The 13,626-nt window shown below is 66.4% G+C and carries 11 protein-coding genes and 1 pseudogene; 6 read left to right on the top strand and 6 right to left on the bottom strand.

The window, feature by feature from the left end:
* Positions 1 to 3: 3 nt before the first annotated feature.
* The 6 genes from AWC06_RS02760 to tkt form a co-directional block, all read right to left on the bottom strand.
* On the bottom strand, positions 4 to 402 hold the full coding sequence (locus AWC06_RS02760) for an ATPase (protein WP_085194173.1): 399 nt from the start codon (positions 400 to 402) through the stop codon (positions 4 to 6).
* A gap of 173 nt (positions 403 to 575) precedes the next feature.
* Positions 576 to 1,322, bottom strand: coding sequence for a 6-phosphogluconolactonase (pgl, locus tag AWC06_RS02755; protein ID WP_085194172.1), 747 nt, complete (start codon positions 1,320 to 1,322; stop codon positions 576 to 578).
* On the bottom strand, positions 1,319 to 2,230 hold the full coding sequence (opcA, locus tag AWC06_RS02750) for a glucose-6-phosphate dehydrogenase assembly protein OpcA (RefSeq protein WP_085194568.1): 912 nt from the start codon (positions 2,228 to 2,230) through the stop codon (positions 1,319 to 1,321). The genes pgl and opcA overlap by 4 nt, the downstream gene beginning before the upstream one ends.
* Complete coding sequence (gene zwf, locus AWC06_RS02745; RefSeq protein ID WP_085194170.1) at positions 2,227 to 3,780, bottom strand: glucose-6-phosphate dehydrogenase; 1,554 nt, start codon at positions 3,778 to 3,780, stop codon at positions 2,227 to 2,229. Before zwf ends, opcA begins: the two co-directional genes overlap by 4 nt.
* Positions 3,777 to 4,898 carry a transaldolase gene (gene tal / locus AWC06_RS02740; protein WP_169715278.1) on the bottom strand — a complete coding sequence of 374 codons (1,122 nt, stop codon included), beginning with the start codon at positions 4,896 to 4,898 and terminating at the stop codon, positions 3,777 to 3,779. Before tal ends, zwf begins: the two co-directional genes overlap by 4 nt.
* Positions 4,899 to 4,912: 14 nt before the next feature.
* Entirely contained in the window at positions 4,913 to 7,003 is a 2,091-nt protein-coding gene (gene tkt, locus AWC06_RS02735) for a transketolase (RefSeq protein WP_085194166.1), read from the bottom strand.
* 204 nt (positions 7,004 to 7,207) lie between these two features.
* On the opposite strand from tkt, the gene AWC06_RS02730 reads away from it, so the two are divergent.
* The 6 genes and pseudogenes from AWC06_RS02730 to esxG form a co-directional block, all read left to right on the top strand.
* Positions 7,208 to 8,128, top strand: a complete 921-nt coding sequence (locus AWC06_RS02730) for a heme o synthase (protein WP_085194165.1) — start codon at positions 7,208 to 7,210, stop codon at positions 8,126 to 8,128.
* Between the two features lie 121 nt (positions 8,129 to 8,249).
* A complete protein-coding gene (locus tag AWC06_RS02725) occupies positions 8,250 to 9,722 on the top strand; it encodes a PPE family protein (protein WP_085194163.1) in 1,473 nt (490 codons plus the stop codon).
* Positions 9,723 to 9,762: 40 nt separating this feature from the next.
* Positions 9,763 to 11,433, top strand: a complete 1,671-nt coding sequence (locus tag AWC06_RS02720; RefSeq protein WP_085194161.1) for a PPE family protein — start codon at positions 9,763 to 9,765, stop codon at positions 11,431 to 11,433.
* Between the two features lie 174 nt (positions 11,434 to 11,607).
* The gene (locus AWC06_RS02715) at positions 11,608 to 11,916 is read left to right on the top strand and encodes a PE family protein (protein WP_085194159.1); all 309 of its coding nucleotides are present in this window, start codon (positions 11,608 to 11,610) and stop codon (positions 11,914 to 11,916) included.
* Entirely contained in the window at positions 11,916 to 13,505 is a 1,590-nt protein-coding gene (locus AWC06_RS02710; protein ID WP_085194157.1) for a PPE family protein, read from the top strand. Before AWC06_RS02715 ends, AWC06_RS02710 begins: the two co-directional genes overlap by 1 nt.
* Positions 13,506 to 13,550: 45 nt before the next feature.
* Positions 13,551 to 13,626 (top strand): annotated as a pseudogene (esxG, locus tag AWC06_RS22885) (type VII secretion system protein EsxG); the annotation flags it as partial.

The following is a 13,626-nucleotide window of genomic DNA, read 5'->3' as shown; positions in this document are numbered from 1 at the left end:
TGGCTACCGAGCCGTTCGATTCCGCAAGGCGTTCAACATCCCACGTATTGCATGCTCGGTGGTCGAGACCGGTGTCATCACGGTCTCGCCCACACCCACGATGTAGTCGATCCGCTCGACGATGGCCTCGATCGGCGCGACGAGCGTGACCAGCCGGCCCATCAAGTCGTCGATTCTGCTCAGCGTGGCCTCGAAGTGGTCGAGGCCGCCATCCAGGCGTTCCACCGCGCCGTTCAAGCGCGCGAGCGAACTGTTCAGATCTTTCAAGGTTTCGCCCAGCCCGCCTAGAAGGTCTTCGAGTTGCCCCACCGTGACGTCGGCGTTCATCGCTGCCTGCGTGAGTGTCTTGATCCGCTCTCGCGGGGGTCGGTTGCGGGCGGTTTTATCAGCCATGCCGATCATTATGGCTATGGCGGGAACCCTCGTCACTGTTCCCGCATCTGATCGGATATGCAGCAGCGGCAGTGTGACCATTACTGGCAGGTGATGGTGACGACGCGCGCCGCAGAATCCGATATCGCGCGCCGGCTGGAGGAGTATGCGGCCGGCTATTGCGATCGGCAGGCGGAAGGTCCCTAGTCAGCCGGAAGCTTGGCCGCCGCCTCGGTGTCGAGAAACCAGATCGTCTTCTCCCGTCCGACCGCGCCGGCCGCCGGCACGGAAACCGGGTCGGCGCCGCCGATGGCAGCGGCCACCACGTCGGCCTTCTCCGCGCCGGACACCATCAGCCAAACCTGATGCGATCGCCGGATTGCGGGCAGTGTCAGCGTGATTCGCTGCGGCGGGGGTTTCGGTGAATCGTCGACGCTGACCACGAGACGGCTGCTCTCGCGCACGGCGGCACTGTCCGGGAACATCGAGTTGATGTGGCCCTCGGGCCCCACTCCGAGCAGATGAACGTCGAAATCCGGTGCGGGTTCTCCCGGTTCGGCGTTGGCGGCGAGCAGCTGCTCGTAGGCCAGCGCGGCGGCGGGAAGATCGTTACCGAACTCGCCGTCGCTGGCCGGCATCGTGTGAACGTTGCGAGCCGGGATGTCGACATGGTCCAGCAAAGCTTCGCGTGCCTGCTTGTCGTTGCGGTCGTCGTCGCCTTCGGGGACGTAGCGCTCGTCGCCCCAGAACAAGTGCACCTTGGACCAGTCGAGCCGCTGCCCGTGCGTGCCCAGGTACCCCAACAGGCGGTTGCCGTTGCCGCCGCCGGTCAGCACGATCAGCGCCCGCCCACGGGCGGCTACGGCCGCATCGATGACGCCGATCAATCGCTCGCCCGCTCCAGCGGCGAGCGCGTCACTGTCGGGGAACCTCTCGACTGTTGTGCTCATACGTACTCCACGCGGTCGATGCCTTCGAGTGCTGAGAAGTAGATCGGGTCCGGGTCCAACCGGCGCAGATCCTCGGCCAGGCACTCGCGGGTCTCCCTGCGCGGCAACGGAACGAGCGCATCCGGCCTGGCGGTGCGGCTCAACGTCGCGGTCAGCCCTTCCTGCGGTCTGCTGAGCGTCACCGTTTCGGTGTTGCGGACCAGTTCGACTTTGAGCTCACCGACCGCGCGGCGCACGGGCCCGTCGATCCGGCTCGCCAGCCAGCCCGCGAGAACGTCCAGCGCGGGCTCGGTTTTCAAGCCGGACACCAGCGCCGAGATGATCGGCTCATGCGGCGGCTGGTCGATCGCCGAGGTGAGCAGCGCCCGCCAGTAAGTGATGCGGCTCCACGCCAGGTCGCTGTCACCGGCGGTGTATCCGGGCAGCCTGCTCTTGATGGCCGACAGCGGGTCGACGCCGTTGGTTGCGTCCGTGAGGCGCCGAATCGCCAGTCTGCCCAAGGGATCCTGGGCCGGCACCGCGGGGGCGATATCCGGCCACCAGACGACCACCGGGATGTCGGGCAACAGGAAGGGTACGACGACGCTGCTGTCGTGTCCCGCGAGCGGACCTGACAGTCGCAGCACCACGACCTCCCCGGCGCCGCTGTCACCGCCGACTCGCAGTTGCGCGTCCAAGCGCGCATCGTCGGCATCCGCATCTCCGGTCATCACCACGATCACCCGGCTGGGATGCTCGTGGCTCGCCCAATTGGCCGCCTCGATGGATTCGTCGAGCACAGCGTCGCCGTCCGGCGCGATCACCAATGTCAGTACCCTGCCCAGCGTTACGGCCCCGACCTTCTCGCGCAGCTCGTCGAGCTTCTTGTTTACCGCGGTGGTGCTGGTGTCGGGAAGCTCGACAATCACGGCCGCCGCCATTCCCGGTCCGTCCGGCGCAGCATCTCGAACGACGATGCCGGACCCCAGGTGCCCGCCTCATAGGGCTCGGGCTTGCCGTGTGCGGCCCAATGGTCGAGAACCGGATCCAATATGTCCCAAGCCAATTCGACTTCCTCGTTTACCGGGAACAAGGACGGCTCGCCGAGCAGCACATCGAGGATCAGCCGTTCGTAGGCTTCGGGCGAGTCCTCGGCAAACGCGGAACCGTAGGAGAAATCCATGTTGACGTCGCGAACTTCCATGGCGGTGCCGGGCACCTTGGACCCGAACCGCAACGTCACGCCTTCGTCTGGTTGCACCCGGATCACCAGGGCATTCGCGCCCAGTTCGTCGGTCATGGTGGCGTCGAACGGAAGATGTGGTGCTCGTTTGAAGACCAGGGCGATTTCGGTTACCCTGCGGCCCAAGCGTTTTCCGGTGCGCAGGTAAAACGGCACGCCGGCCCAGCGACGGGTGTCGACTTCCAGCGTGATGGCGGCGAAGGTCTCGGTTGTCGAGTCTTTGGAGAAACCCTCTTCGTCGAGCAGTCCGACTACCATCTGACCGCCTTGCCAACCGGCGGTGTACTGGCCGCGGGAGGTGGTCTCGTCCAGCGGCTCGACGAGTTGGATCGCGGACAAGACCTTGATTTTCTCGGTCTGCAATTCGGACGGCTGAAAGCTCACTGGCTCTTCCATGGCGGTCAATGCCAGGAGTTGCATCAAGTGGTTCTGGATCACATCGCGGGCCGCGCCGATTCCGTCGTAATAGCCGGCGCGCCCGCCTAGTCCGATGTCTTCAGCCATGGTGATCTGTACGTGGTCGACGTAGTGCGCATTCCAGATCGGGTCGAACAACTGGTTGGCGAACCGCAGCGCCAGGATGTTCTGAACCGTCTCCTTGCCGAGATAGTGGTCGATGCGGAACACCGATTCCTCGGGGAAGACGCTGTTGACCACTTTGTTGAGCTCGCGTGCGCTGTCCAAGTCGTGGCCGAACGGCTTTTCTATCACCACCCGACTCCAGCTGCCCTCCGGTGGCCGGGCAAGGCCGGCCTTGTGCAACTGTTCGCACACCGCGGGAAAGCTCTTCGGCGGGATCGCCAAATAGAAACCGTGATTGCCGCCGGTCCCGCGTTGGACGTCGAGCTTCTCCAGGACTTCGGCCAGTCGGGCGAACGCGTCGTCGTCGTCGAAGGTGCCCTCCACAAACCGGCATCCCTCGGCCAGCCGGTCCCATATCACCTGCCGGAACGGTGTGCGCGAGTGCGCTTTGACCGCCTCGTAGACCTCCTTGCTGAAGTCCTCGTCGTCCCAGTCTCGGCGGGCGAATCCGACCAGGGCGAAGGTGGGTGGCAGCAAGCCGCGGTTGGCCAGGTCGTAGATGGCCGGTACCACTTTTTTGCGGGCCAGGTCGCCGGTGACACCGAAAATCACCAGTGCGCACGGCCCGGCGATCCGGGGCAGGCGCTTATCCCGTTTGTCCCGCAGCGGGTTTCGCCATTGTTCGACGCGGGCCCGGCTGCCGGCCGGGCTCATTTGGTCGCAGAGTCGAGCTGAGCCTGCGTCTCCTTGAGCAGCTCGTTCCAGGACTCCTCGAACTTCTTCACGCCTTCGTCCTCGAGGACGACGAACACGTCGGTCAGGTCGACCCCGACCGCCTCGAGCTTGTCGAACACCTCCTGGGCCGCGGCGGCGGTGCCGGTGACAGTGTCGCCGGTGATCACGCCGTGGTCGGCGACGGCCTCAATCGTCTTCTCCGGCATGGTGTTCACCGTGTTCGGGGCGACCAGCTCGGTGACGTACAACGTGTCGGAGTAGTCGGGATTCTTGACGCCGGTCGACGCCCACAGAGGTCGCTGGACCCGGGCGCCGTCGGCTTTGAGCTGCTCGAAACGATCCCCGCCGACGAACACCTCCTGGTAGGCGGCGTAGGCCAGTCGCGCGTTGGCCACCCCGGCCTGTCCACGAAGCGCCAGCGCCTCCTCGGTGCCGATCTTCTCCAGACGCTTGTCGACCTCGGTGTCGACCCGCGAGACGAAAAACGATGCCACGGAGTGGATCTTGGACAAGTCGTGTCCGGCCTGCTTGGCCTTTTCCAGGCCGTTCAGGTAGGCGCCCATCACCGCTCGATGCCGCTCGACCGAGAAGATCAGCGTGACGTTGACCGAGATCCCTTCGGCCAGCGTTGCGGTGATGGCGGGCAGGCCGGCCTCGGTGGCCGGGATTTTGATGAACAGGTTCGGCCGGTCGACGATCTTCCACAACTCGATGGCCTGCTTGGTGGTCTTGTCGGTATCGTGTGCCAGCCGCGGGTCGACCTCGATCGACACCCGGCCGTCGACGCCGTCGGATGCCTCCCACTGGGGCTTGAGCACGTCGCAGGCGTTGCGCACGTCGTCGGTGGTGACGGTGCGGACGACGGCGTCTACGTCGGCGCCGCGCTCGGCCAGCTCGGCCAGTTGGGCGTCATAGATGTCGCTGTCCGCCAGCGCCTTCTGGAAGATCGTCGGGTTGCTGGTGACGCCGACGACCTCCTTGGTGTCGATGAGTTCCTGCAGGTTTCCGGACTGGATCCGGTCCCGCGACAAGTCGTCCAGCCAGATGGATACGCCGGCCGCAGTCAGAGCGGCGAGGTTGGGATTCTGAGTCATCAAACTGACCTTCCTTCTCAGTTGTCCAGTGCTCGTTCGGCGGCGGCGACGACCGCTTCGTGGGTGAAGCCGAATTCGCGGAACAGCGTCTTGTAGTCGGCGGACGCGCCGTAGTGCTCGATCGACACGATCTCCCCGGTGTCACCGACCAGTTTGTGCCAGCACTGCGCGACACCGGCCTCGACGGCGACCCGAGCGGATACGCTCGGCGGCAGCACCTTGTCGCGGTAGTCGTAGGGTTGCGACTCGAACCACTCCAGGCACGGCATTGACACCACGCGCGCCACAATATCCTTGTCCGCCAATGCCTTTTGGGCGGCCACAGCGATCTGTAGCTCTGAGCCGGTGGCGATGAGCACGACGTCGGGTTCGTCGCCGCCCGGGTCGCCCAATATGTAGCCGCCCCGCGCGACTCCCTCCCGGCTGGTGCCCTCGAGTACCGGCAAGCCCTGTCGGGTCAGGCAGAGCCCGACCGGGCCGCTGCCGTTGCCGCGGGCGAGGATGGTGTGCCAGGCGTAAGCGGTCTCGTTGGCGTCGCCCGGGCGAACTACCGACAGGCCTGGAATCGCGCGCAGCGCCGAGAGGTGCTCGATCGGCTGGTGCGTGGGCCCGTCTTCGCCCAGACCGATCGAGTCGTGCGTCCAGACGTAGATGGTGTCGATGTCCATCAGCGACGCCAGCCGCACCGCCGGGCGCATGTAGTCGGAGAATTGCAGGAACGTGCCGCCGAACGCGCGGGTCGGGCCGTGCAGCACGATGCCGGACAGGATCGCGCCCATCGCGTGCTCACGAACACCGAAGTGCAACACCCGTCCGTACCACGACGCGGTGAACTCTTTGGTGGAAATCGACGGCGGCCCAAACGAATCCGCGTCGTTGATCGTGGTGAGGTTGCTTTCGGCCAGGTCAGCCGAACCGCCCCACAGCTCAGGCAGTTTCGGCGCCACCGCGTTGAGCACCGCACCGGATGCCTTGCGAGTGGCGATCTCGTCGGATCCGGGCTCCCAGTGCGGGATGTCGGCGTCCCACCCGTCGGGAAGCTCCTCGGCGGTCAACCGGTCCAGTAGCGCCTTGCGCTCAGGCTCGCGCTGCGCCCAGGCGTCGAATTCCGGCTGCCAACGCTCATGCGCCTCTCTGCCCCGGTCCACCAGCTTGCGGGTGTGGGCTAGCACCTCTTCGCGAACCTCAAACGTCTTCTCGGGATCGAAGCCGAGCACCTTCTTGACGGCGGCCACTTCCTCGTCGCCGAGGGCCGCGCCGTGCGCCTTGCCGGTGTTCATGGCGTTGGGGGCCGGATACCCGATGATCGTGCGCAGCTCGATGAACGACGGCCGGTCGGTGACGGCCTTCGCATTGGCGATGGCCTCCTCGATGGCGACAACGTTCTCGCCGCCCTCGACTCGCTGCACGTGCCACCCGTAGGCCTCATACCGGGCGGCGGTGTCCTCGCAGAGCGCGATGTTGGTGTCGTCCTCGATCGAGATCTGGTTGTGGTCGTAGAAAACGATGAGGTTGCCGAGTTGCTGCACCGCCGCCAACGACGACGCCTCCGACGTCACGCCCTCTTCGATATCGCCGTCGGAGGCGATCACATAGATGTGGTGGTCGAACGGACTGGTGCCCGGGGCGGCGTCGGGATCGAACAGGCCGCGCTCGTAGCGGGACGCCATCGCCATCCCCACCGCCGACCCCAGGCCCTGGCCCAACGGGCCGGTGGTGATCTCCACGCCCCTGGTGTGTCGGAACTCCGGATGCCCTGGAGTCTTGGATCCCCAGGTGCGCAGCGACTCGATATCGGAGAGCTCCAGACCGAAGCCGCCGAGGTAGAGCTGGATGTAGAGGGTCAGGCTGCTGTGCCCGGCCGAGAGCACAAACCGGTCGCGCCCCAGCCAGGTGGTGTCGCTGGGGTCGTGGCGCATGGTCCGCTGGAAAAGCGTGTAGGCCAGCGGAGCCAGGCTCATCGCCGTCCCCGGATGGCCGTTGCCGACCTTCTGAACCGCATCGGCGGCAAGCACCCGGATGGTGTCAACTACGGCCGAGTCGATCTCGGTCCAGTCATCGGGATGGTGCGGTTGGGTGAGCGTGGAGATGTCTTCGAGTGTTGTCACGAACGCGGTCCTCGGGTCGGCAAATGGATCCCTCCCTACCCTAGTGCGGGATCCTGCGTCGCTGCAGATGTCGTAGGAGATGGGTGTACCACGTCGGGGCGGGTATGAACCGTGAGTCGACCCTGCGATGCAAGCGGCGCAGGCAGGCGGTCTACCATCGCCTGTAGTAGAAGCTGCGCGCCGTGCGACCCGAGGAGTCATTGCGTGAGCATTCGCGAGCGCGTCGCGCCGAGCCGAGTCAGCAACACGCTGGTGGGGTATTTGGCGCTGACCAAGCCGCGGGTCATCGAGCTGTTGTTGGTCACCGCGATACCGGCGATGCTGCTCGCCGACCGCGGCATGGTGAACCCGTTGCTGATTCTCAACACCCTGATCGGCGGGATGCTGGCGGCCGGGGGCGCCAACACGCTGAACTGTGTGGCCGACGCCGACATCGACAAGGTGATGAAGCGCACCGCGCGCCGGCCGTTGGCGCGAGCGACCGTGCCGACCCGCAACGCCCTGGTGTTCGGGGTGGCGTTGAGTGTCGCTTCGTTCTTCTGGCTGTGGTGGACGACGAACCTGCTCTCGGGGCTGCTGGCCGTGGCCACGATCGTGTTCTATCTGTTCGTCTACACCTTGTTGCTCAAGCGACGCACCTCGCAGAACGTGGTCTGGGGCGGCGCGGCCGGCTGCATGCCGGTGATGATCGGCTGGTCGGCGGTCACCGGCACCATCGGCTGGCCGGCGTTGGTGATGTTCGCGATCATCTTCTTCTGGACGCCGCCGCACACCTGGGCGCTGGCGATGCGGTACAAGGACGACTACCGAGCCGCCGGGGTGCCGATGCTGCCGGCGGTCGCGACCGAGCGTCAGGTCACGAAGCAGATCCTGGTCTACACCTGGCTCACGGTGATTGCGACGCTGGTGCTGGCGCTGGCCGCCGGGTGGCTCTACACGGCGGTCGCGCTGGTGGCCGGGGTGTGGTTCCTGGCGATGGCGCACCAGCTCTACGCCGGGGTGCGCCGCGGCGAGGCGGTCAAGCCGCTGCGGCTGTTCCTGCAGTCGAACAATTACCTGGCCGTGGTGTTCTGCGCGTTGGCGCTCGATTCGGCGATGGCGCTGCCGACTCTGCTGGGTATGTGATCACCGGCACGCTCTCCTAAGGGCGATACCCCCTACCCCGTCGGGGTCTTGTTCTACGACAGGGCGTCGTATTGAATTCTGCCACCAGCCCTGATTAGCCCGACCCGCAGGAGTGCCTGTGATGACCGCGCCGGTGTGGATGGCGTCGCCGCCTGAGGTGCATTCGGCGTTGCTGAGCAGCGGTCCGGGACCGGGATCGTTGTTGGCGGCGGCCGCGGCATGGTCCTCGCTGAGTACTGAATATGCTTCCGCGGCTGAGGAATTGAGCGCATTGCTGGCCACCGTGCAGGCGGGAGCGTGGCAGGGGCCGAGCGCCGAGTCGTATGTGGCCGCGCATGGGCCGTATCTGGCGTGGTTGATGCAGGCCAGCGCCAAGAGCCTGGCGACGGCGGCCCAGCATCAGACGGTGGCCGCGGCCTACACGATCGCGTTGGCGGCGATGCCGACCCTGGCGGAGCTGGCCGCCAACCATGCCGTCCACGCGGTGTTGGTGGCCACGAATTTCTTCGGCATCAACACGATTCCGATCGCGCTCAACGAGGCCGACTACGTGCGGATGTGGATCCAGGCCGCTACCACGATGACGACTTATCAAGCGGTTGCCGGCACGGCGGTGGCATCGACGCCGTCCACCGCCCCGGCCCCGCAGATCCAGAAGGCCGACAGCACCAGCGACAGCGGCGGCGACGGCAGCGGCATCATCGACAATGACGGCGGGGATCCAACGCAGCTGAGTTGGTACATCAATCGAATCACGGAAATCACGGACACGTTGGGCCGGGATTTCAGCGAGTTTCAAACGAATCCCGCTGCGGCGTTAGCTCAGCTGGCGAACGACATTCCGGCGCTGATCGCCGACGAGATCGGCCATCTGGGTGAATTCATCAACACGTTCGCCCCCCAGTTGTCGACGGCCGCGCTTGCCCTGGCCGCAACTCCGGTCGGGGCGGTGGGCGGCCTGGCAGGGCTGGCCGGACTGGCAGCCCAACCGCAACCTGTTGCAGCGCCCGCGCCATCCGAGGCGGCGTTGCCGGCCGTCGAACCCAAGGCGGCTGCGGCGATCACCCCGGCGACTGCCGTGACGGCGTCGGCTCCCACGACGGCTCCTGCGCCTGCACCCGCGCCCACGTCCGTCACCGCCGCCGGCTCTGCGCCACCACCCGCCGCTACCGCCGTAACAGGTTTCGGCTACCCCTACCTGGTGGGTGGTGGTCCCGGTATCGGGTTCGGCTCGGGGATGAATGCCAGTGACAGTGCCAGGAAGAAGTCGCAGGAGCCAGATGCCGCGGCCGCGGCGGCCTCGGCATCGAACCGGGAGAGGACCCGTGCGCGCCGGCGCCGGCGGGCGGAGCTGCGCGGTTACGGCGACGAGTTCATGAACATGGATATCGCGGTCAAGCCGGACTGGGAGCCACCAGATGCGAGTACCGCTGCATCGGATCAGGGTGCGGGGCAGCTGGGCTTCGCGGGAACCACGCGCCAGGGAAGCGCGACAGTGGCAGCGGGGCTGAACACACTGCCCGACAGTGCATTTGGCGATGGCGCGCGCATGCCGATGCTACCCAACACGTGGGAGGAGAAGGAGGAGCGGTGATGAGTTTTTCGGACTCGTCGTATTTGGTTGTGGGCGGCCGATGACGGCGCCGATATGGATGGCTTCGCCGCCGGAGGTGCATTCGGCGCTGTTGTCGAGCGGTCCGGGTCCCGCAGCGTTGTTGGCAGCGTCGGGCGCGTGGAGTTCGTTGAGTGCCGAATACGCTTCGGCGGCTGCCGAATTGAGCGAGGTGCTAGCCGCAGTGCAGGCAGGGGCGTGGGAGGGCCCGAGCGCGGAAAGCTATGTGGCGGCGCACGGGCCGTATCTGGCATGGCTGACACAGGCCAGCGCAAACAGCGCCACGGCAGCCGCCCAGCATCAGACGGCGGCGGCGGCCTACACGACCGCGTTGGCGGCGATGCCCACGCTTGCGGAGCTGGCGGCGAATCATGCCATTCACGCGACGTTGGTGGCCACGAACTTCTTCGGGATCAACACCATCCCGATCGCGCTGAATGAAGCCGACTACGTACGCATGTGGATTCAAGCCGCAGAGACGATGAGCACCTACCAGATGGTCGCCGGGTCCGCTGTGGCCGCCGTCCCCGCGACCATGCCTGCGGCGCCGATCGTCAACCCGGGCGGTGAAGCCGGTGCTGTGGCAACGCAGATGGCGGCCGCGGTCCCGGCCACTGAGACCGGTGCGCACCTCAACAGCGCGGATGCCTCCGCCACGCAGCAGCAAGCCACGATGGCAGCCACCGCCGGCTCGTCGTGGCAAGACCAGCTGGCAAGCAGCCTCTCGGACATCACGCAGAATATTCTTTGGCCACTTGGCAAGTTGCTCTACCCCGATGGATGGCCCATTCCCGCGGTCCCCTTTGCCAATGCCGTCAGCGCTATGCTGATGCAAATCCCCGGAATGTCCCCAGCGCTAGCTACCGCGCTGGCCTGGTTCATCTTCCATTCGTTGATGCTCGTTTGGCCCTTGGTGCAAGCGGCCCCCGCATTATTGCTGGCCGCTGTTCCCGCTACGGCCGCGGCGTTCGGCGGAATGGCCGGACTGGCTGGACTGGCCGGGGTGGCGGGGGTGGCCGGCGTCTCCGGTATGGCAGTTCCCCCTGAAGTGGATATGCCGGCCGCCGCGGCCACAGCCGCACCTACGGGCGCTGCACCTGCGCCGCTGACGGTGAGCGGTAGCGAAACAAGTACGACGAACGCGTCGACGACGTCGAGCGCTGCGACGCCGAGCCCAGCCTCAACGATGGCCGGCGGACCGGCGGGCGGCGACCCCGGAGCCGGCTTCGGCCCGACCACTTCGACGACCGAGGGCTTGTACGCGGTGAGTGCGTCGGGATTGTCGGCGCAGAGCAGTGCCGGCAGTGGGGCGAGCAGGAAAGCCCAGAGACCGGTTTCGGAGAACGATGACGCGTCGGCGAGTGCGGCGGCGTCAGGCCGGGATCGGGCGCACGGGCGCCGGCGCCGGCGGACCGGATTGCGTGGGTACGGCGACGAGTTCATGGAGATGAATATCGAGGTCGAGCCGGACTGGGACGTGCCACCGGACCGCCAGCCGGCGTTGGCGTCGGATCGGGGCGGGGGCAGGTTGGGCTTCGCCGGCACTGTCGGCAAGTCCTCGAGCGCGCAGGCGGCGGGGCTGAGCACGTTGGGCGAGAACGGATTCGGCACAGCACCGACGGTGCCGATGGTCCCGAAGAGCTGGCAAACCGACGGCGACGACGAGGCGGGCGACCTTAGAGAGGACGGTTAGACGCCGGCACCGCACCTTGCTCAGGCCGGATGATGCCGAATCCCCGACAGCGCCAAAGCAACACAGGGGCTGCGCGGGCTTGAAATACCCGCCGTCATCGTATTGAATACCCCGTAATGAAAATCATGTTCATTAGGCTGCTGGGTGAGGGCTCGATGAGGGAGGTTGCCTGACATGACGTTGCGAGTGGTCCCGGAAGGCCTGGCCGCTGCCAGTGCCGCCGTCGAAGCGTTGACCGCGCGCCTGGCGGGCGCGCACGCCGGCGCGGCTCCGCTGATCACGGCCGTGGTTCCTCCTGCTGCCGACTTCGTGTCGCTGCAGAGCGCGGCCGAGTTGAGCGCGCACGGTGCGCAGCATGCGACGGTGGCAGCCCAAGGTGTGGAGGAACTCGGCCGCTCCGGGGTCGGCGTGGGTGCGGGGGGCGCCAGCTACGCGGCAGGCGACGCCGCCGCGGCGTCGTCTTATCTACTCGCCGGCGGCTGATGACCGCGCCGGTGTGGATGGCTTTGCCGCCAGAGGTCCATTCGGCGTTGCTGAGCAGTGGTCCCGGGCCAGGATCATTACTGGCAGCCGCGGCAGCGTGGAATTCGTTGAGCGCTGAATATGCTTCGATTGCAAACGAACTCACTGCCGTGTTGGCCGGGGTGCAGGGCGGTGCATGGGAGGGACCGAGCGCAGAGTCGTATGTCGCTGCGAATGTGCCATTCCTGGCCTGGCTGACGCAGGCCAGCGCCGACAGCGCGGGAGCGGCCGCCGGGCATGAGACGGTGGCCGCGGCCTACACGACCGCGTTGGCGGCGATGCCGACCCTGCCCGAGTTGGCTGCCAACCATGCTGTGCATGCGGTGTTGGTGGCGACGAATTTCTTTGGGATCAATACGATTCCGATCGCGCTCAACGAGGCCGATTACGTACGGATGTGGGTCCAGGCCGCCACCACGATGGCCACCTATCAGATGGTCGCCGGCACCGCTGTGGCGTCGACACCACAAACCACCGCCGCGCCGCCGATCCAGAAATCCACTGCCTCAACCCAAGACTCCGGAAATCCCTTCCCCGACCCCAAGGTCGACAACCCGCTGGATGAGGCCATCGCGAACATCCTGAAGAACTTCGGAATCAATTGGAATCCCGCTGAGGGCACGGTAAACGGACTCCCGTACGACGCATATACGAATCCAGCCGACCCGATGTGGTGGGTTGTTCGGGCCCTCGAACTGTTTGAGGACTTTCAACAGTTCGGCGTATACCTGATGCAAAATCCGGCGTTGGCTTTTCAGTACCTGGTTGCCCTGGAGATGTTCGACTGGCCGACCCACCTAGCCCAGCTTGCGCCCTTTTTGGGGACGCAGCCGGCGTTGCTGGCGGCAGGAGCCCTCATTGCGGTCGCCCCCTTCGCGGCTGTAGGCGGCTTCGCGGGGCTGGCCGGGCTGGCCGCACTGCCTCAGCCTGTGGTCGCGCCGGCACCGGCGCCCGTCGTCGAGGAGCCCATCTTGGCGCCGGCGCTCGGATCGACCCCGATTGCCGCGCCGGCGGCGGTCCCCGCGACGGCCCCCGCGCCCGCGCCCACTCCGACGGCGAGCACAGTGGCCAGTCCGGCGCCGCCGGCGGTACCGCCGCCTCCGCCAGGACCGGGTTTTGTGCCCCCCTACGTCATCGCTCCGCCCGGCATCGGGGTCGGCTCCGGGATGCGCACGAGCGCCGGTGCCCCTGCCGGCGCCAAGAAGAAGACACCGGAATCCGATACGGCCGCGGCCGCGACTTCCGCGCGCGAGGCGGCACGAGCCCGTCGCCGTCGGCGCGCGTCGCAGAGTGGATACGGCGACGAGTTCGCGGACATGAATATCGGGGTCAACCCCGACTGGGGCCGACCGCCGGATGATCCATCGACGGTGGCCTCCGACCGGGGCGCGGGAACACTGGGATTCGCCGGGACGGTCTCGAAGGGGGCAGCCCAGCCGGCCGGGCTCACCGCGCTCGCCGACGACGAATTCGATGACGCCCCGAGGATGCCGATGGTGCCGGGCAGTTGGGATTCTGACGCCGCCGAGGGGGAGGGGGATGACGGCTGAGTGTTCTTGTGTGACAACGGTAATCGATAAGAAAGGATGTTGGCGATGAGTTTGTTGGATGCTCATATTCCGCAGTTGGTGGCGTCGCAGTCGGCGTTTGCGGCCAAGGCGGGGCTGATGC

Origin of the sequence: Mycobacterium fragae, from assembly GCF_002102185.1 — a bacterium.
In the GTDB taxonomy this organism is placed as follows: domain Bacteria; phylum Actinomycetota; class Actinomycetes; order Mycobacteriales; family Mycobacteriaceae; genus Mycobacterium; species Mycobacterium fragae.
This window is presented reverse-complemented; position numbering and strand designations above follow the sequence as displayed.